This is a genomic window from Bacillota bacterium (assembly GCA_013178125.1).
Classification (GTDB): domain Bacteria; phylum Bacillota; class SHA-98; order Ch115; family JABLXJ01; genus JABLXL01.
Genome location: JABLXJ010000042.1, coordinates 23,736 through 43,055 on the forward strand (window position 1 = coordinate 23,736; position 19,320 = coordinate 43,055).

General features: G+C 57.2%; 19 protein-coding genes. 18 read left to right on the plus strand and 1 reads right to left on the minus strand.

All coding sequences use genetic code 11. The annotated features are described in order from the left end of the window. Positions 1-143 precede the first annotated feature (143 nt). Positions 144-1,091, plus strand: a complete 948-nt coding sequence (locus HPY71_15225; protein NPV54842.1) for a hypothetical protein — start codon at positions 144-146, stop codon at positions 1,089-1,091. Positions 1,092-1,191: 100 nt separating this feature from the next. Here HPY71_15225 and HPY71_15230 read toward each other — a convergent pair whose 3' ends face one another. Beyond that, entirely contained in the window at positions 1,192-2,322 is a 1,131-nt protein-coding gene (locus HPY71_15230) for a hypothetical protein (GenBank protein ID NPV54843.1), read from the minus strand. Positions 2,323-3,254: 932 nt separating this feature from the next. On the opposite strand from HPY71_15230, the gene HPY71_15235 reads away from it, so the two are divergent. The 17 genes from HPY71_15235 to HPY71_15315 all read left to right on the plus strand — a co-directional run bounded on the left by HPY71_15235 (position 3,255) and on the right by HPY71_15315 (position 19,227). Beyond that, positions 3,255-3,539, plus strand: coding sequence for a hypothetical protein (locus HPY71_15235; GenBank protein ID NPV54844.1), 285 nt, complete (start codon positions 3,255-3,257; stop codon positions 3,537-3,539). A 464-nt stretch (positions 3,540-4,003) separates the two neighbouring features. Further along, positions 4,004-4,333 carry a YbaB/EbfC family nucleoid-associated protein gene (locus tag HPY71_15240; GenBank protein NPV54845.1) on the plus strand — a complete coding sequence of 110 codons (330 nt, stop codon included), beginning with the start codon at positions 4,004-4,006 and terminating at the stop codon, positions 4,331-4,333. A gap of 45 nt (positions 4,334-4,378) precedes the next feature. Beyond that, positions 4,379-4,915, plus strand: coding sequence for a hypothetical protein (locus HPY71_15245; GenBank protein NPV54846.1), 537 nt, complete (start codon positions 4,379-4,381; stop codon positions 4,913-4,915). Between the two features lie 6 nt (positions 4,916-4,921). After that, on the plus strand, positions 4,922-5,416 hold the full coding sequence (locus tag HPY71_15250; GenBank protein NPV54847.1) for a hypothetical protein: 495 nt from the start codon (positions 4,922-4,924) through the stop codon (positions 5,414-5,416). Between the two features lie 89 nt (positions 5,417-5,505). Beyond that, complete coding sequence (locus HPY71_15255; protein ID NPV54848.1) at positions 5,506-5,766, plus strand: hypothetical protein; 261 nt, start codon at positions 5,506-5,508, stop codon at positions 5,764-5,766. Positions 5,767-5,941: 175 nt separating this feature from the next. Continuing rightward, a complete protein-coding gene (locus tag HPY71_15260; protein NPV54849.1) occupies positions 5,942-7,639 on the plus strand; it encodes a spore germination protein in 1,698 nt (565 codons plus the stop codon). 63 nt (positions 7,640-7,702) lie between these two features. Then, positions 7,703-8,818 carry a GerAB/ArcD/ProY family transporter gene (locus tag HPY71_15265; protein ID NPV54850.1) on the plus strand — a complete coding sequence of 372 codons (1,116 nt, stop codon included), beginning with the start codon at positions 7,703-7,705 and terminating at the stop codon, positions 8,816-8,818. Continuing rightward, on the plus strand, positions 8,811-10,070 hold the full coding sequence (locus HPY71_15270) for a Ger(x)C family spore germination protein (GenBank protein NPV54851.1): 1,260 nt from the start codon (positions 8,811-8,813) through the stop codon (positions 10,068-10,070). Before HPY71_15265 ends, HPY71_15270 begins: the two co-directional genes overlap by 8 nt. Before the next feature lie 200 nt (positions 10,071-10,270). Continuing rightward, positions 10,271-10,498: a hypothetical protein gene (locus HPY71_15275; protein ID NPV54852.1), complete on the plus strand. Its 228-nt coding sequence runs from the start codon at positions 10,271-10,273 to the stop codon at positions 10,496-10,498. A gap of 17 nt (positions 10,499-10,515) precedes the next feature. Then, positions 10,516-11,397 (plus strand): peptidase M50, encoded by an 882-nt coding sequence (locus tag HPY71_15280; GenBank protein NPV54853.1) that lies wholly within the window; start codon positions 10,516-10,518, stop codon positions 11,395-11,397. A gap of 185 nt (positions 11,398-11,582) precedes the next feature. After that, positions 11,583-13,586 carry a TIGR03960 family B12-binding radical SAM protein gene (locus tag HPY71_15285; protein ID NPV54854.1) on the plus strand — a complete coding sequence of 668 codons (2,004 nt, stop codon included), beginning with the start codon at positions 11,583-11,585 and terminating at the stop codon, positions 13,584-13,586. Between the two features lie 47 nt (positions 13,587-13,633). Continuing rightward, a complete protein-coding gene (locus tag HPY71_15290) occupies positions 13,634-14,566 on the plus strand; it encodes a DUF2344 domain-containing protein (GenBank protein NPV54855.1) in 933 nt (310 codons plus the stop codon). A 13-nt stretch (positions 14,567-14,579) separates the two neighbouring features. Beyond that, the gene (locus HPY71_15295) at positions 14,580-16,340 is read left to right on the plus strand and encodes an Rne/Rng family ribonuclease (GenBank protein ID NPV54856.1); all 1,761 of its coding nucleotides are present in this window, start codon (positions 14,580-14,582) and stop codon (positions 16,338-16,340) included. Positions 16,341-16,508: 168 nt separating this feature from the next. Further along, positions 16,509-16,841: a 50S ribosomal protein L21 gene (gene rplU, locus HPY71_15300; protein NPV54857.1), complete on the plus strand. Its 333-nt coding sequence runs from the start codon at positions 16,509-16,511 to the stop codon at positions 16,839-16,841. 172 nt (positions 16,842-17,013) lie between these two features. Further along, positions 17,014-17,283, plus strand: a complete 270-nt coding sequence (gene rpmA / locus HPY71_15305; protein ID NPV54858.1) for a 50S ribosomal protein L27 — start codon at positions 17,014-17,016, stop codon at positions 17,281-17,283. A 232-nt stretch (positions 17,284-17,515) separates the two neighbouring features. Continuing rightward, complete coding sequence (obgE, locus tag HPY71_15310; GenBank protein NPV54859.1) at positions 17,516-18,586, plus strand: GTPase ObgE; 1,071 nt, start codon at positions 17,516-17,518, stop codon at positions 18,584-18,586. Next, positions 18,583-19,227 carry a nicotinate-nucleotide adenylyltransferase gene (locus tag HPY71_15315; protein ID NPV54860.1) on the plus strand — a complete coding sequence of 215 codons (645 nt, stop codon included), beginning with the start codon at positions 18,583-18,585 and terminating at the stop codon, positions 19,225-19,227. Before obgE ends, HPY71_15315 begins: the two co-directional genes overlap by 4 nt. Positions 19,228-19,320 lie beyond the last annotated feature (93 nt).

Below are 19,320 nucleotides of genomic sequence, written 5' to 3' on the forward strand. Positions count from 1 at the left end.
GAATCCAGTTTGTGATATAATTTTTTATACTAGAGTTTTCGATAACTTTAGAGGAATCCTGTAAACATTGGTGGGAGGGACGTTTCAAGGTGCGGTTAATAGACATTGTAAGGCAATCCCCGAGGCGTCTTGTCATTCCATTGATGGGCTATCCCGGTGCCCATCTCACAAACTCCACAATAAGACAAAACGAGTTCAACAGCGACCTTCACTACAGATCCGTCTACAAGTTGGTTGAGAGGTTCGACCCTGATGCCATCTTCTTCATGATGGACCTGTCCGTCGAGGCGGGGGCCCTCGGGCTCCAGGTCCGCTACCCGCTAAGCGAGTCGGCAACCGTAGAGCACCACCCTGTAAAAAGCGTCGCTGATCTCGAGCAATACCAGGTTCTCGATCCTTTATTTGACGCGCGAGTGAAATCTTATATCGAGACGATGAAGCTCATGGCGAGGAGCCTCGACCTGCCCAAAGGCGGCTACGTAATCGGCCCGTTTACCCTGGCCGGCCTCTTGATGGGCGCGGTCGAGATCGCCACGGCCACCATTACCGAGCCCGACCTGGTTTTATCGGTGGTGAACTTTGCCGAGAACATCATCGTTCGTTACGCCAAGGAGCTAATCCGGGCTGGAGCGGACATGATCGCGATACTCGAGCCCACGGCAACCTTCCTCTCGCCGAAGGCGTTTTCCAGGTTCTCGGGTGCATCAGTGAGCAGGATCGTGAGGTTCCTTGATGCCATGACTATACTACACATCTGCGGGAATACCACTCACTTGATTGAGGCCATGTGCGATACGGGGGTTCAGGGCTTGAGCCTTGATTCCGTGGTTGATTTCCCTGCAGTGGCCCCAAGGGTGAGGAGCGATGTGGTGTTGATAGGCAATATCGACCCGGTCCGGGTGATGGTGAATGAGAAGCCAGATGGGGTTAAGAAGGCGGTGAATAACCTGCTTGAGGCGATGGAGCCCTATCCCAACTTCATCCTGAGCACAGGGTGCGACCTGCCGCTCGAGACGCCGCTCGAGAACATCCAGGCGTTTATGGAGGCGGGCAAGGCCTGGCGGCTGCGGAGGGCGGATAGCGCCGCGTAGGAGGCGCTACGTGTCTAGGGAGCGCTGCGTAGAATGGGGGCTGCGTAGGATGGGATAGAAGTGCAGGCGGGCGCAGGGCTGATGATAGGTGAGCGGCGGGCTAATCGCCCGCCGCGGAAGAAGCCGGTGATACCTCAGCTGCATACCTCAATATGCGCGCCAGAATCTGTTCTCGCAGCTCCGTGATGCCATCGAAATCCATCGCCGGCGTATAGAAGGATTCCATCCGGTCGTGCTCGGTCTTTGCCTCACCAATGAAGCGGATTGCGCGGTTGAAGAGCCGCTCGAATATCTCGCGATCCTCGACCATTATCGATGAGAATCTGGTGGTTATGGACGGGGACAGGCACTCATTCATGTCGATTATAGTATCTTCAGGCGCAGGGGTGTAAGTATGCGGCTCGATCGATTTGGTCAGGGCAACTCCGAGGTCTGCGATGACGACATGCTCAACCTTCTCGGGGTTGAGTGGGCAGTGGTAGAATTCTACATCATGGCCCCGTTCTATAGCTGCGGTCGCAACCTTATAGAGGAGCGTTGATTTCCCGGTCCCGGGGTCGCCCTCGATAATGTATTTCATCTGGCAGGTGCCGACGATCGTATCCAGGTAATTCATCAGGCCGTCCGGGGTTATGGCGCTGGCGAATAAATGCCTCGCCCGGCCAACTATGGATGACGCAGGCCGGGTGCCGAAGATCTCCCTGATTATCTGCTCGGCCTTTTTATTTGCCTTTCCAAAATCCATCCCCTTGAGGTTGCATGCCTCCCAGTCGTCGTAAACCGCCTTGGCCGCCCTCAGGAACCGGTAGGCATGTTCAAAAAGCCTCGCTATATTCCCATTTGCTTCGAGAATCTCCTCCTTATGCTTGCGGATCTGGGCCTCATCCCAGTAATCGCCCAGGTGGATGATCTCGTCGACGGCACCGGGCGTACGGGGGTCATATACATGTGGAGCTGTGCCATCGATCAGTGCCACGCCGATGACCGGGATAACGACGCCATCGAGCGAGCCGTTGTCTGACGAACAGTGGTGCAACTCGACATCATATCCGCGGTCCACCATTGCTTCCGCTATCTTGCGCATAAATGTGGACTTGCCGACGCCAGGGCCTCCCTTGATGACCAGTATGCGGGTTGCGTTTGGGGTAATGATCTGGTCGTAGAAGGAATAGAACCCCTGGGGTGTATTGCCTCCAGGGAAGACCCTCTTGATGTAGCCCTTTCTTACCATAGGCTGGTGCCAACCTCCTTATCCCACATTGGAGTCCCGATTTAGAGTCCCGATGGGATAGTTCCATAATATGGCTTTGAAGTCTAGGGAGTGCATATGCCAGGCGGGCGTTAACAAAAGTTTAACATCAGGCAGTATAGTATAGTGCGCTGACTAGTTGCCTCTGATTGGTTGTTCCCGGGCTTACGGGATTCATTGGTACATGTTAAGCGTTTGGTAGATGTCAGGCGTGAGGGCCCACGCCTGCAAATGCATACTGCAGGCTGCATATTGCATATCCGCATACCGTTGGTATGGCCGGCCGGTTGCACCGCTGGTTCTACCCGGAGGCGCTTGAGGCGCTCACTGCGGGTCGAGCCCTATACTGCCGGCGTGGGCCCTGAGGTCACCCTGACCCTACCCCCTGGATGGCGCCGGGGCAGGGTTATTTGCTTCATCGCCCGGAGCCAGGAGGAATAGGAAGAAGAGTAATAGGATTAGGAGCAGGAAGAATATCAACTTATTACCCTGTTGAGCCCGGGGCATACCGTGATCCCTCCTCCAGTGCAACATCCAGCGCTGGCCCGGTTGACAGCCAGGCGGCAACAAGTCCAGGCCTTCACCCAGGAAGCCAGATATAGGTAGGCAGCCGCGAGTTAAGGCGATGGTCGATGGCTAAGGCAGCGATTGAGCAAAGTTTCCTAGAAGATCAGGAATAGGAGGAAAATGATGGCAAGTATCCATATCCACCACCAGAAGATCACACCCTTGGTTTCCATTGCCAGGCCCCCTTTACCTCAAGTATTGCCTGTGATCACTATAGTGATCACTACCATACGGTCACTACATAATATGGCCTGGTGACCCAGGAGGTTCCAGGCGTGACGCCTTTATCTTCTCATTCATAATATGTTTATGTAATAACCATAAAAAGGGGGGGCTATCTCATGTGGATGCGGGATACTCAGCAAAGCGTACCCACTGTCAGCCCTGCGTTGACCTACATTTTGGTGGGGGTGGCTGCCCTGTCAGCCTTCGATTCCTTCGTTTTGAGGCTCGGCTCGGGAAAGGAAGGCTCGGGGGGGAAACCGGAACCGGGCCAGCCAGCGGAGGCCGGTGGGTCAATTTCGGCCTCAGGGGGTGTAAAGGATTCTATAGGGGTAAAGGATTCCATAAAGGAAGAGGAACCAGGGAACGGTCCACAGGTTCCGCAGCCGGGGGCGAGCCCGGAATCGTAAGAAAGGACCGGCTCACGTCGATCCGACGAGAGCCGGTCCTTTCTTACCCGCGCACCTGATGGCATCCGGGGCGAAATCTCAAGCTTTATGGCTCCTTCGCCGTCTCGAGCGGGAAGAGGAAGAAGAAAAAGAAGAGAAAGAATATCACCAAGATGATAATCCAGAACCACCAATCAGGAGACATTGCCTTCATCTACGGGGCCTCCCTTCGTAAGCTTTTCGCCTGGTAGCTTTGTGCCCAGGTCAATACATAATATGGTGATGCTCGCTGAAGTGTGAGTTGCGTGATCTCCCGAATATAAATGGAGATAATCATTGCATCATGCCTGTGCGTGCCTGTGCGGTATGGTTTTACCGATGTTTTGAACGCTGCCGGGGCAACGTGGAAGGTACATAGAAGGTACATAAGATGGGGGGCGTGAATATACTCTAATGAACGGCCTAAAGGAGGGAGAGATAACCCTATGAGTCAGGACTTGAGCAATCTTTTCTCGGGGATTCAGAAGATGCACGAGAACGCCTCCCAGCTCCAGAAGGATCTCCAGGCGAAGACAGTTGAGGTAGTAAGCGATGGTGGGGATGTCAGGGTCGTGGTAAACGCTTGCCAGGAGGTGGTTAGCATCGAGCTGAATCCTTCGATGCTTCGTACCAGGAGCGCGGCGGATATCCAGAAGCTGCTGGTGCATACGATCAACGAGGCCTTCATGAAGTCGCGAGTACTGATAGCCAACGAGGTGGGTAAGCTCTTTATAGGGAATGAAGTAGGGAAGCTCTTCTCAGGAAGCCCGGAATAAGGCCAGGGGAACAGGGTTAGAGTCATGCAGTGAGGGGGACGGATGATGCCGGATGAGAATAACCGGAGCCTGATGGATATTCTTATGAGCCTTATGAATTCTCAAGCTCAAGGCACTCTGGATTCCGAGGTCCTGATAGGGGTCCTTGCCCTGCTCAACCTGCTGAGCATTGTGAGCTTTCTCAACACCGGGGCCCCGATGCGCAGCCAGGGCGCAGGGATAGATGCAGGTGCATGGACAGGTGCAGGGGCTGGGACTGGCCCCGCGGCTGCGGCGGTCCCCGGCTCCGTTGCTGCTGACAGTAAGCTACCGACCGACTTGAAGGCCCTGGGGGAGCTTATAGGGAATCTCGCGGGACGCGCCGGCCAGAGCCAGACACAGAGCCAGGCGCCTGATATGAGCGCTCTTATGAATATGCTTGCAAGCCAGCTCGGATCGAAGATAAATCCCAGCATGCTACCCGCGCTTATAAACCTTCTTTCCGCGTATATGAAACAAAAAGGCGCAGCAGGCTCCGGGCAGGGCCAGACGGCGGGTCAGGCGGCGCAGAAGGACCAGAAGGATTCGGGGGGAGAGGGGTAAGCGGCGATGGACAGTTCGGAACTATTGATGGCGCTCGAGATGCTCAAGAAGCTTGAGCAGGAGAGGGTTGATACGGGCCAGCTGCTGGTGACCCTGGGCCTCTTTGACTTGCTGGCAACAATGAGCATGCTCAGTGCACGTCTTGCGAAGGCTAGGGCATCCGCAGCCGCAGCGAAATCCGGAGCCACCGGGGCCGAGCAACTGTCCACGCGACGCGCACCGCAGCCGCAACTGCTGGAGATGCCGCGAGCGCGAGCAGCCGGTTATGAGCCTGAGGATGCCAGGCGTGTAAAAGAGCTGCCCCTGGATGCAGGCGGGCGCGAAGGGCGCTCGGTTGAAGGTGATGGGGTCGATGAGGGAGCGGGTGCGCTGGAGGGCACCCTGGAGAAGAAAGAGAGGCCGGCAGGCATCGGAGGGATAGCAGGCGAGGGTGACGGCGGGAAGAAGCTTGCGCGAAAGTCCCTTGACTGGCGGCGGCAATGGAAGCAGAGCGCGGGCTAACTCGATCTGGCCTATTCGATTGGTGTCAGAGAAGGCCCGGTGGATTCTTATAGATTAGTATGGAGACCAGTCTGGAGGGGGGATGCTTGATGGCCCAGGCGATGAGTTCGGAAGAACTGGCGTTGGTGTCTGCTCTAAAACCCTTCGCAACCCCGCATGGCCAGGCTCTCATTGATATGTTCCTAAGCCTGGTCGAGAAGCCTTCCGTAGCCTCAGAGCGCGGGACACTGGACGTGGCGGCGATGCGAGCCGAGGTCAACCAGCTTGTATCGCGCCAGGTAGAGAACCTGTTTGTCTTGTTTGTGCTATTCGCCCTATTATTCCTTCCACCTGGTCCGGTGGGCAAATAAATTCACAAAGGGAATGCGCCAAGGGGAAATGGAAGAATAGCAGTAGTCTGGAGTCGGCAATGATAATATTGCCGGCTCCAGTTTTTATGAATATCGGGGCGGGACGCTCGACGGATGATCCCAAGGGGCTGGCACCCCGGAGCAGGAATTGAAGTTAAGTGCGGAGGCTTCATTGATGGGAATTTGGGGTGGATTGAAGAAGTTAAGGAATAGGTTACCAGGTGGCGCGGGCAGGGGCGGGGGCAGACCGCCGGGTCAGACAGGAAAGCGGGCAGCACAGAGCGCTGTTAAGAGCGCTGCTATGTCCAGCAAGCACCAGGGGCCTCCACGGCCGCCTGAAAAGCTCACGGGAAATCTTGATAGGGACCTCCAGATGATCAAGGGCACGCTCGGCCGAAGCGATGATATCATAATACGCGTCCTGAATGTGGCGGGCCGCAAGGATGCAAGGGTTGCGGTGATCTCCGTTGACGGCATGACGGACCGGGCTGCCATGGACCGCGATATCCTCGAGTCCCTGATGTACCGCGCGCGGGATGACAAGATCGCCAATGTGCCGAAGGAGGATATCCCCAAGGCGATTATGGATTACATCCTCCAGCTCTCCGAGGTCATGGAGCTCGAGTCCGTGAAGGATATCTTCGGAGATATACTCTCAGGGAACGCGGCCCTCATATTCGACGGCTACTCGAAGGCCGTGAGCGTTAACCTCAAAGGCTGGCAGCAACGCTCCGTCCAGCAGCCCATATCCGAGCCAGCGGTGCGCGGCCCGAGGGACGGCTTCGTCGAGAATATACGCACAAATACCGCCCTGATCAGGCGGAGAATCAACGATCCCAATCTCATAATCCGCTCACTCAAGATCGGGTCGCTCAACCCTACGCATATCGCCCTGGTCTATATCGATGGGGTTGCAGACTCAAATATTGTGTCCATGCTCGAGGAGAAGATCAAGGGAATCAAGGCCGACCAGGTCTTCGGGACCGGCTCCCTGGAGGAGCTCCTTACCAAGGGCTCCATGTCGCTCTTCCCCAAGGCGCTCTCCACCGAGCGGCCTGACAGGGTGGCGGGGGGGCTCCTGCAGGGGCAGATCTCCATCGTCATCGATAATTCGCCGTTTGTCCTGGTGGTGCCGGCCGTCCTGACGACATTCTTCCAGGCATCGGATGACTACTACCACCGCTCACCGATAGCGACATATATAAGGATCATACGGCTGGTAGGCTGGGCCCTCGGCCTCTTCCTGCCAGGCCTGTATGTAGCCCTCGCGGCGGTGAACCCCGACGTGATCCCGCTTGGAATGGCCATGGCCATCTCTGCGTCGCGCGAGGGGATACCTTACCCGGCGTTTGTTGAGGTGCTGATAATGGATATCGCCATGGAGCTGCTCTCGGAGGCGAGCACCAGGCTGCCAACATACATCGGCGCGTCCGCAACGGTCGTCGGTGGCCTTATCATCGGCACCGCGGCAGCCCAGGCGAGGATCATAAGCAATATCATGATAATCGTAGTCGCCGCGACAGCTATAGGGATCTTCGTAACGCCAAATTACGAGCTTGCGCTCGCGTGGAGGATATCAAAGTTCCTTTTTACATTCTTCGCGGCCGTATTCGGTCTCTACGGGTTGAGTGCAGCCTTTATCTTCCTGCTGCTTTTTCTGGTGGCTCAAGATTCGTTTGGAGTGCCATATCTTACGCCACTTGGCCCATTTAAGCCAGCCGATTTCATCAGGGACGTGTTCATACGCGCCCCATGGTGGAGCATCATCTCACGGCGGCCTCGGACGTTTCTTGCCCAGACTGAGGAGGTCCAGGCCCGTAATCGCCCAGGGGCGGCCGGCGCACCGGAGGCGGGACGAAAAGGCAAGAGTTGAAGAATAAGGTGAGGCTCGGGGAATTGGGGACAATGTGTAATATGTAAGGAGGGTGAGGTAGAGGTGGATGGAGAGCGGCCAAGTAAAGGACAGCTGACCAGCTGGCAGGTGTTCTGGCTCTTCACTATCGCAACGACATCCACGGTGGTGTTCGTCGCCCCTTCCGATACTTACCAGATACTAGGTTACGGCGGGTGGCAGCTCATCTTGGCCAGCTTCATAATCTCTGTTGCTGCCACGTTTCTGGCTGTGAGGCTAGGGAGGCGGTTTGGAGGCAGTACATATGTGGGGTGTAGCCGCCAGGCGCTGGGCCCGGCCCTCGGTTTTGTCGCCTCAGGCCTGCTAGCCTCCTGGTACACGCTCGCGGCGGCGACCGACAGCTTTCTCCTGGCGAGGGCTATGAAGGTCTCGCTTTTGACCGAAACGCCGTCTGAAGCTATATTCGCCGTTGGCGCCCTGAGCGTTATCTACGCGGTGTGGATCGGCGTTGAGAGGTTTGCGATGTTTGCGGAGATCTCCCTTCTAGTCCTCATCCCTCTTGTAATCTTCCTGGTGGTCGCACCGCTCGGTTGGGTTGAGGTTGGGAACCTTGCGCCGGTATTCACCTTTCCCATCAAAGCGTACGGGTCCCCCGCTTTCTGGCTTGCCGCTTTCATGCTGCGGGTGCACGCCTTCCTATACATTCTCTATCCATCATTTGTTAATGAGGAAAAGGCGAAAGTCATATCCCTGGGCGCAGTAACGCTTGCGGGGACCTTTTTCGCGATCACCTTCGCGTATCCCGTTATGATCTTCGGGATGCCGGTTGCAAAGGTGCTGCTCTGGCCTTTCTGGGCTACGGTCCGGGTGGCCCGTTTCTCAGGGTTTCCCGTGGAGAAGCTCCTTTATTTCGCCACAGTGGCGTGGCAGCTCATGGGCACCATCAGCACCTCGCTCCTGGTTTACTGCGCGTCGGTATGCGTGGCCGAGATGTTTCACCTCAAGGATTACAGGGTTCCGCTTATCGCGCTCATCCCAATTATTATAATACTCGCCGTAGCTCCGAGGTCATATACGGATTTCCATTTTTATTGGGTCCGGGTCTATTATCTCCTTGGATGGATAGCCACCATAATAGTGCCCGCGATCACCCTGCTGGTGGCCGTGGTATCTGGCAAGAGGGGGAATCGCGGTGCATAGGGTAGCAGCACGCAGGGTGCGCCTCCTGGGGCTCTGCAGTCTCCTGGTCTTGCTGCTGGTCACTCTCTCGGGGTGCTGGGACGTGGTGGAGATCGATCACAGGGCGTTCGTAACAAGCCTCGGGGTTGACATGACCGATGATGGCAAGATTGAGATCATAGCACACTCACCTATCCCAAGGGGTATCGCGGGAGGCGGCACCATGGGCGGGGGTGGAGGAGGAGGGCCGGCCTTTGCGCTCTATTCGGCCAAAGGTTCGACCGTTGCTCAGGCTATAGGGGCGCTGGGGGAGACAACTGATAAGAACGTAGACCTGGGCCATCTCCGCGAGATCGTGCTCGGAGAGGGTCTTGCCCGGAGGGGGGTCGGCCAGGTGCTGGACGATATGTTTAGGACCAGTCTGGCGGATGTCACTGCCATTATCCTGGTTTCAAAGGGCAAGGCCAGGGATCTCATGGGGGTAAACCCGCCGTTGGAGATTTTCCCAGTTGTTTATGTGGAACGATATCTGTACAAGGATGGGCTTGATTTGACCACCTCAGCGAGGGTCGAACTCTGGGATGCTTATAGCATGGCCTGGAATCCAAGCAGGGAGCTCTTCCTGCCGCGTATTATCGGCGTCAAGGGCAAGCCCCCCAAGGGTGGCCAGGGCGGGGGCGGCGGCCAGGGGGGTGGAGATTGGGGTAGCAAGGGGCCCCAGAGCCCCGAGAGCCAGGATAGATTCATAATATCCGGGTTCGGCATCTTTAGGAACGATAAGCTCGTAGGCTGGCTGGAGCGAAGCGATGCAACGGCATTTATCTGGACCATGGGCCTCGGCAAGGGAGGCTATATCGTCGTCGACATATCAGACGAAATCCCCGGGAAGAAGGCTACAATAATGATGACCTATGTCAAGGTCGCGAAGAAGGTCTGGAAGGAGGGCGGTAATTACAGAATCCGTCTCACATTCAAGGTGGTTGGCAATCTCCAGGGGACGGAGGGGATTCACCTCGTAGTCAATGGCCGTCGTGGGTATGAGATCCACGAGTTGATAAAAGAGCGAACTGAGAAGAAAATTAAGCTCATGGTCGAATCCATGATTCACAAGCTTCAGAGGGAGCTCAAATCCGATGCGGTAAGTTTCGGCGAGCTGGTCCGGCGAACCTACCCGCGCGAGTGGTCGCCCAGGACATGGGATGAAATATTTCCCGGCGTCGAGGTGGATGTCAGGGTGTCGGCGCAGGTTACCGAGCTGAACGTCCTGCACTGAGCCGCTCAGCCATCTCCAGCCGTCGCGATCGCGGGGGGTACCTGGCTGGAAATGAATCAGGTCTACAGGTCTACCCGGCTTGTAATAGAGGTGTGCCACCTCGCGTATATTTTTACTGGCGGTCCAACGTCCAACCACGCCAACTATCGCCAACCATCAACGACGTAACCGCCGCATGCCCGGATGAAGGGGGAGGGACCGTGAGATTCTGGAGGTTCTTCCGGAATACCCTCGTGGCGCTTGCTATATTCTGGGCCCTCGGCTACATCAATACAATAAACACCCCTGTTGCGCAGCGGGTCAGGGGATATGTGGTTTATGCCCTCACGGCGGAGGTGGATTTCAAGGCGTCGCTGGACACCCTGCGGGACCTGGCAATGAGGTTCCTAGGATCACCAGGATCCAACGGGATCGGGCAGACGAGATAACCCGGGCAGATAGGGCGATGGTGCTCGCTAAGGCCTTCGGCGTCCGCATCATCCTGAATAATTTCTTCCTGCTGCTTCTAGTTACCTATGGCTTCCTCGGCCTCCTCCCCGAGACTATTATACTCTTCTCGCTAGTCCTCTTCCATGAGATAACCCATGTCATAGTCGCAGCCGGACTCGGGCTGAAAGTTAGGGAGATTGAGCTTCTTCCCGTGGGCGGCGTCGCCAGGTTTGAAGATTTAATTGAGCTCGACCCCGCCATCGAGGCCAGGGTGGCCGTCGCAGGCCCCGCCAATAACCTTATTCTTGCCATGATCGTGTCCATTTTAGGACGCGATGGGGAGCTCGACCCGGGCCTCGCGTCCTTCATCATCCAGGGAAACCTGGCCATGGGCATCTTCAACCTGCTGCCGGTGCTCCCCCTCGACGGCGGGAGGATTTTTCGCGCCATCCTCGTCAGGCGAATGGGCTACAAGGGTGCGACCGATTTTACTATCACCCTTGGCAGGACGCTCGCGCTTCTCATGGCCGCCGGCGGAGCGGTGGGCGCCTACCTCGGTCGCTGTAACATAATCGTGGCGGTGCTCGCGGTCTTCCTTTATCTCTCGGCCGCAAGGGAGAAAGCGACTGTGGCCTATGTAATCATGCGCCAGCTTGCCCGGAGGAAGTCGGATCTCAGGTCAAGGGGGGTGATGCCTGTTCATGACCTGGTCGCCGTGGGGGATGTGCCGCTGAAGGATATCATGAGACATTTCCTGCCCGGGAAGTACCACCGTGTTGTTGTGCTAGATGAGAGATGGGGCGCTGTGGGGACGCTTACGGAAGATGACATAATAGATGGACTGGTAGAGTATGGGATTGATGCCCCCGTCAGCACCCTGCTCAGGGTGAAGAAATAGCGGTCTAGGGGCGGTCAGGGGCATTGTATATTGGACGTTAAATGCCTATACTACTAATTAGGGTGAATGCCGCGTCCCCGCGCCACCCAATGTGCACCTTCCTGCCTGGCGGGATAGAGGTGACCCGCCCGTCAGGCCGGCGTACGATAAGGAGAGGACGTGCTATCTAAGTGCTCGACCAGGAGATGGGCGCTGGGATCCCAGAAACCGGGATTCCGGCATGCAGTAATATCGCATGTAGTAATATCTCAGGCGTCAGGATCAATGCCGCACCAGGTACCAGTGGAGCCAGTAAAGCAAGCACACCGCTTGATGCCTCAGCATTACGTGGGATCCTGAATCGTGTTGTCAGGCCGGCGCGCTACCTTGATAACGAGCTGAATGCCGTGCATAAGGACCACAGGGGCGGGTTTGTCAAGGTCCTTCTGGCGTTTCCCGATGTTTATGATATCGGCATGTCTCACCTGGGCTTGAGGATTCTCTATCACATCCTGAACAGGCGCGATGACACCCTGGCCGAGAGGGTCTTTGCTCCCTGGGTGGACATGGAGCGGGAGATGAGGGAGAGAGGACTCCCGCTCTATGCCCTGGAATCCCTTGTACCTGCCCGGGAGTTCGATATAATCGGGTTTACCCTCCAGTATGAGATGAGCTATACAAATATCCTGAATATGCTCGACCTCTCGGGCCTGCCGATCAAGGCCTCCGGGAGGCGCGACGGCGACCCGCTCATCATAGCGGGCGGGCCCTGCGCCTATAACCCCGAGCCCCTGGCCGATATATTTGACTTCTTTGTGATAGGCGAGGGGGAAGAGGTCATCGGCGAGATCATCGACGCCTACAAGGAAGGCAGGAGCAGGGGCAGGAACCGCCGCGATTTGATCCGGGCTATGGCGGATATACCCGGGGTTTATGTTCCATCCCTCTATGAGGTAACATATCATGCAAATGGAACAGTTGCAAAGGTGGAGCCCAGGGTCCGGGGTATACCACCGGTTGTGCAAAAACGCGTTGTAAAGGATCTGGACCTGGCCGCCTTCCCCGGGGAGCTCGTGGTTCCTTTCCTGGAAACCGTCCATGACCGGATCTCGCTCGAGGTGTTCAGGGGCTGCACGCGCGGGTGCCGCTTCTGCCAGGCTGGCATGATCTACAGGCCGGTGAGGGAGCGGAGCCCCGAGAGGCTGCGGGAGCTTGCAGACAGGCTGGTGGAAAGCACTGGTTACGACGAGATATCGCTCATGTCCCTGAGCACGATGGACTATTCCATGATCGCTGAGCTCCTGCGGGACCTTGACGAACGCTACCACAACCGGGGGGTGAGCGTTTCCCTCCCCTCGCTGCGCGTTGACTCGTTCTCGGTCGACCTGGCCAGGGATGCAGGCAGGGACAGGGTGCGCAAGTCGAGCATCACCTTTGCGCCGGAGGCGGGCACCCAGAGGCTGCGCGACGTGATCAATAAGGGCGTCACCGAGGAAGACCTCATCAATGCAGTAACCGCGGCATTCAGGTCCGGCTGGTCCTCAGTCAAGCTTTACTTCATGGTCGGCCTGCCCACGGAGACGGAGGAGGACCTCGACGGCATAGTAGATATCTCAAAAAAGGTCCTGTATATAGGGAGAGATGTGCTCAAGGAGCGCAGGGAGGGCCGCCCGGTGAAGGTGAGCGTGAGCGCCTCCTCGTTTGTTCCCAAGGTCCACACGCCATTCCAGTGGCATGGCCAGCCGGCGATCGAGGAACTGGAGGAGAAGCAGGACTACCTGAAGCGCAACCTGAGGGGCAGGGGGTTGTCCTTCAGCTGGCATGATGCGCGCACGAGCTTCCTCGAGGCTGTGTTTTCCCGGGGCGACAGGCGCCTGGGCGAGGTCCTGGTGCGGGCCTGGGAACTCGGGTGCAGGCTTGATGGCTGGTCCGAGGAGTTCAGGTTCGATCTGTGGCTCCAGGCCTTCCGCGAAGCCGGCCTGGACCCGGCTTTCTACGCTAACAGGGAGCGACCCTATGATGAGGTCCTCCCATGGGATCATATCAGCACAGGGGTGAGCAAGGGATTTCTTATTCGGGAGAATGAGAGGGCCAGGGCGGGCATAACGACGCCGGACTGCAGGGTGGGCCGGTGCGAGGATTGTGGCGTGTGCCCTGATCTCTGCGTTGCGCGGCGCATAGCAGGAAGGCGCATGGCAGGAACATATTAGTAAGGCGCATGGCAGGAAGGCAAAAAGAGCGGGAGGGTGAGGCCTCAGTGGGAGCGAGGGAGCGGATCAGGGCGAGGCTCGAGAAGGGGGATTCTATTCGGTATATCTCCCATCTCGATTATATCAGGGCGATCGACCGCGCCGTGAGGAGGGCGAAGATTCCTATCGCTTATTCGGAGGGCTTTCACCCGCACGCGAGGATATCCTTCGGGCCGGCCCTGGCGGTCGGCATAGCAAGCGTGGCGGAATTTGCGGATTTTGAGCTCCTGGACTGCCTGGGCGCTGGGGAGTTCCTGTCGAGGATGAATTCGGCTTTGCCTGCAGGGCTTTCGATCCTCGAATCTCGCAGTATCCCGGCGGATTGGAGGCCCCTTTCTGTGGCGATTGTGGCGGCATCTTATAGGCTGCTCCTCGGGGCAGGTAGCATCGTCGCCACGGAGCGCGGGCCTGGGGCGCTGGAGCGCGCCATCAAGGAGATTCTCGGGGCGCGCAGCTTGATCGTTCGCAGGTCGGGGGAGCGCGGCCCGGAGCGTCCGAGGCGACTGGAGCCCCTGGAGCACCTAGAGGGGTCGGTGGAGGCGGAAGGCCTGGGAGGGCCAGGAAGGCCGGGAGGGCGCGAAGTCGGAGTGAAGGAGCATGACGTTGATATACGCCCGTCCCTCCTTGGCTTGCGGGTCGCCAGGGTTGCCGGCGGCGCGGCCGGGGATAGCGGTATCACGCCGGAGGAGAGGGACGGTATCGCACCGGGCGGCGGCATCGCGCTGGATATGCTCGTGAGGATTGGGGGCGGAGGCGGGGCTGCGGCGCGGCCGGATGAGATTCTATCTGTTATAGCCATGTACGGTGGGATCGCCCGGGGGATGGAGCCGGCCTCCATCATACGCACGGGGCTTTATGTGTCTAAGGATGGGCGCCTTTTCTCGCCCATGGAATGCGAGGGTGATATGTCTTCCCCACAGGGGACTTATTGGGAGGAATGATAATGTGCATAGTGTGTCGAAGGAAATCATTGTAAACGTTGAAAACGCCGAGACTCGCGCCGCTGTGCTCGAAAACGGCAAGCTCGTGGAGATTCAGATAGAAAGGCCAAATAACCAGAGATATGTCGGGAATATATACAAGGGGCGCGTTGAGAATGTCTTACCTGGAATGCAAGCCGCCTTTGTGAATATAGGGCTCGAGCGAAACGCATTTCTCTACGTGGAGGATGCGGTATCTGTTCGCAATGGCAAGGATGCTGACCTGGAGGATCTCCCTCCCCTGCGCGGGCGGTCAATCGAGGATGTCGTGAGGGAGAACCAGGAGATAATAGTCCAGATAACCAAGGAGCCAATAGGCACGAAAGGGGCGAGAGTGGTCACGCAGGTAACCCTCCCCGGCAGGTATGTGGTATTGATGCCGACTGTTGAGTGGGTCGGGGTGTCGCGCCGTATAGAGAGCGAGGAGGAGAGGGCGCGCCTGAAACGGATAGCCCAGGCTGTCAGGCCGCGCGGGATGGGTCTGATCATCCGGACTGTCGCAGAGGGCAGGGACGAAAAGGACCTGGCCCAGGAAGTCGGGTTCCTGGTGAAACTGTGGAGGAAGATACAGGCCCGGGCTCGAAGGCTCAGGGCTCCAGTGCTCCTTCACCAGGATTACGACCTCATATACAGGTTCATACGCGATCTTTTTACAGAGGATGTCGATCACTTCGTCATAGATGACGTCGATGAGTACAACAAGGCGATAGAGCTCTTGAATCTCATCTCACCTCACCTCATTGATCGCGTTGAGCTCTTCAAGAAGAGGGAGGAGGTTTTCGATTACTACGGGATCGAGGAAGAGATCGAGAAGGCCTTGAGGCGTAAGGTATGGCTCGACTGCGGCGGCTATCTCATATTCGACCAGACTGAGGCTCTTACCAGCATCGATGTGAATACCGGGCGCTTCATCGGGAGCACTAATCTTGCTGATACAGTCCTCAAGACCAATCTCGACGCCGCGGCTGAGATAGCCCACCAGCTCAGGCTGAGGAATATAGGCGGGATAATAGTCATCGACTTTATAGATATGGAGTCCGAGAGCGACAGGCAAAAGGTCATCCAGCGTCTCGAGGATGAGCTGAAGAAGGATAAGACGAAGGCCACGGTCCTGGGATTCACCCACCTCGGGCTTGTTGAGATGACCCGCAAGAAGACGAAACAGGGCCTCATAGACCTCCTGCAGCGTTCATGCCCTTACTGCGACGGCAGGGGGCGGATTCTCTCCGAGGAGACGCTTGCGCTCAAGGTCGAGCGAGAGATAAAGAGGATCGGGCGGGAGACGGATGCGGAGGCCATGCTCATCGCCGTCCACCCATCGGTGGCCTCCCTGGTTATCGGGATCGGGGGCAGCAATCTCGCGAGGATCGAAGAAGAGACGGGGAAATCCATATTTGTGAAGGGGAGCCTGGATCTCCATACGGAGGAGATTGATGTAATCGCCTTGGGGACGCGGGGTGAGATAGAGCGGAAGGCGCTTCCTGTGAGCGCCGGCGACGTGATCGATGTGGAGGTGGAGGAGCCGCATGCCACCAATGCCAACGACGGCATAGCCCGCATTGAGGGGTATATAATAGACATAGATGGCGGTGGCAAGATGGTTGGTAAGCGCATAAGGGTTGAGATTACGAAGGTCTTCAGGACTTACGCCAGGGCGCGGCTTTGCGCCACGGAGCCGGCGACACCGTCAGCGTCGCAAGCATCGCAAGCGCCGCAGGCGTCGCCGGCGTCTTGACAGCCCGGGGATGCCTGTGTTAAAATATGGAGCGTGCAGGCGGCCCGCGAGCTTCAATCTCCCGGGGCCTGCCTGCTTGCCGCACGGTGAGGGCTCCACTTCGAGAGAAACGCACCAATATGTGCGTGCCCTTCTCCGGCGAGTCTGAGATTCAGGGGGCACCCTATCATGTATGCAGTAATCGAGACGGGTGGAAAGCAGTACAGAGTCCAGGAGGGCGATATCATCAGGGTAGAAAAGCTCGACGCCCCTGTCGGCGAGTCAATTGAGCTGGATAAAGTCCTCCTTGTAAGCGATCAGGGCGACAATGGCGAGGCGAGGGTTATGGTCGGAAAGCCGGTCCTTGAAAACGCGAAGGTCGCCGCCAGGGTCCTGGATCACGGCCGGGCAAAGAAGATCCTGGTATTCAAGTATAAGGCGAAGAAGAACTATCGCAGGCGCTATGGACACAGGCAGCCTTTTACGGAGCTGCGCATCGAGAAGATCGAGGGCCCGGCCTGATGGTAACTGGGTAGATCCAGCTGGCTAGATCGAGAGGAACCAGAAGCCGATCAAGAGGAACCAGAAGCCATAGAAGCCATGACAAAGCGCACAGAAATCCTGTAATAAGGCGAAGAAATCATAGAATCAGAGGGAATTCATCGAATTCATCAAGGATAAGGTGGTGACATCCATGGCTCATAAAAAGGGAGTGGGAAGCTCCAGGAACGGGCGAGATAGCCGGTCGAAGCGCCTTGGGGTAAAGAGGTATGGCGGCCAGTTTGTAACGGCCGGGAGCATACTGGTGCGCCAGCGCGGCACGAAGATCCAGCCAGGAATGAATGTCGGGCTCGGCAAGGACGATACCTTGTTTTCCAGGATAGATGGCTACGTCAGATTTGAGAGAAGCGGCAGGGACTCAAAAAAGGTGAGTGTCTACCCCAGCGAAACGGTTGTTGCGTGATTTCGCGATCTCTCCTGCCCCCGGACATCACCCTGGCGGGCATTGCATTACCCGGACACCAGCGCACCAACAGTCCCCTCGATCCCCCGTTCGCGATGGGTCTGCGGCGGCGGTCGCGGGGATGTTTTTATATTGAGGCATACTATAGCCTATAGTCTGTAGCCTATAGCCGCATACTATAGCAGAATACTATAGCCGTATACCTATACCGTATGGCCGGAGTGGTATGATTATGTTTATCGATACCGCTAAGATCTATGTCAAGGCGGGCGATGGCGGCCCGGGGTGCGTGAGTTTCAGGCGTGAGAAGCATGTTCCGCGAGGTGGACCTGACGGTGGCGATGGAGGTGCCGGGGGAGATGTTATCCTCCTTGTCGACCCGGGGCTCGCGACGTTGATGGACTTCAAATATAAGCGCCATTACAAGGCAGAGCGGGGCCAGCGCGGGATGGGGTCCAGGATGAGCGGCCGGGATGGAGACGATCTTGTCATTAAGATCCCGCCGGGCACGGTTATCCGGGATGCCGGGACGGGCGAGGTGCTGGCCGACCTCGTCGCAGCGGGCGATAGCGCCGTCGTGGCCCGGGGAGGGCGCGGCGGGAGGGGCAATGCCAGGTTTGTCACGTCTACCCGCAGAGCTCCTAGGATGGCCGAGGAAGGGGAGCCGGGCGAGGAGAGATGGTTCTTCTTGGAGTTGAAGCTCCTTGCCGATGTAGGCCTTGTTGGATTGCCGAATGCCGGGAAGTCCACCATCATTTCCAGGATCTCCGCCGCCAGGCCCAAGATAGCTGATTACCCCTTTACAACGCTCGTGCCCAATCTCGGTGTCGTGGCGCTTGAGGATGGGAGAAGCTTTGTCGTCGCGGATATGCCCGGACTGATCAGCGGCGCGCATAAAGGGGCGGGCCTCGGACATGAGTTCTTGCGGCATGTTGAGCGCACCAGGGTCCTCGCTCATGTGCTTGACCTTTCGTGCCCATCCGGTCGCGACCCGGTAGAGGATTTCAATGTTGTAAATAACGAGCTCGTGCTGCACGACCCCGAGCTGCTCAAGCGGCCGATGGTGGTCGTGGGAAACAAGCTTGATATGCCCGGGGCGGCCGAAGCCTTTGAGAGAGTGAGGGGGTATTGTACCGGCAGGGGATTTGAGGTTTACGGGGTTTCAGCTCTCACGGGGGAGGGCTTGAGGGACTTTCTTTACGGTGTGGCCAGGCTGCTGGAGGCCGGACGCCAGGAGCCGGATGAAGGGAAGCCAGTTGATGCGACGGGTAATAAGATTGAAGAGGTGATGCGGGGTAAATGAGTGGTGGGGGAGAAGACAAGGGGAAGGGAGATACGAGCGTCGGCATCATGGGGGGCACATTTGATCCGATCCACTACGGGCACCTTGTGACGGCTGAGGCTGCCAGGTGCGAATTCAAGCTTGATGTGGTCGTCTTCGTCCCATCCGGCCAGCCGCCGCACAAGAAGGGGTATGAGGTTTCCTTGCCGAGGGATAGGTATATCATGACCTCGCTCGCTGTGGCGACAAACCCCTATTTCGAGGTCTCATCGATTGAGATCGAACGGGAAGGGCCTTCGTATACGATCGATACGGTGCGGGCCTTCAGGGGGAAATATGGGGAGGATGCCAGGCTTTTCTTCATCACCGGGGCCGATGCCACCCTCGAGATACTTACCTGGAAGGATGCGAATGAGCTTCTCAAACTCTGTAGCTTTATAGCTGCCACCAGGCCCGGCTATGGGTTATCCAGGATACAGGCAGGGGTGCGCGAGCTCCAAAGCCGGTCCCCCAACAGGGTTTATACACTTGAGGTGCCGGCTCTGGCCATCTCGTCGACGGATATAAGGAGGCGGGTGAAGGAGGGTCGCCCCATCCGCTATCTCCTCCCAGAGAGTGTAGAAAACTATATCATGAAGATGAGGTTGTATAAAAGGGTGTAAATGCTGGGAATGAAGCCAAAGTTGCCCTTTTTTGAACTTTCAATATACCAGTTATTATGATATAATTACTATGCGATTATAATTATGAGTATT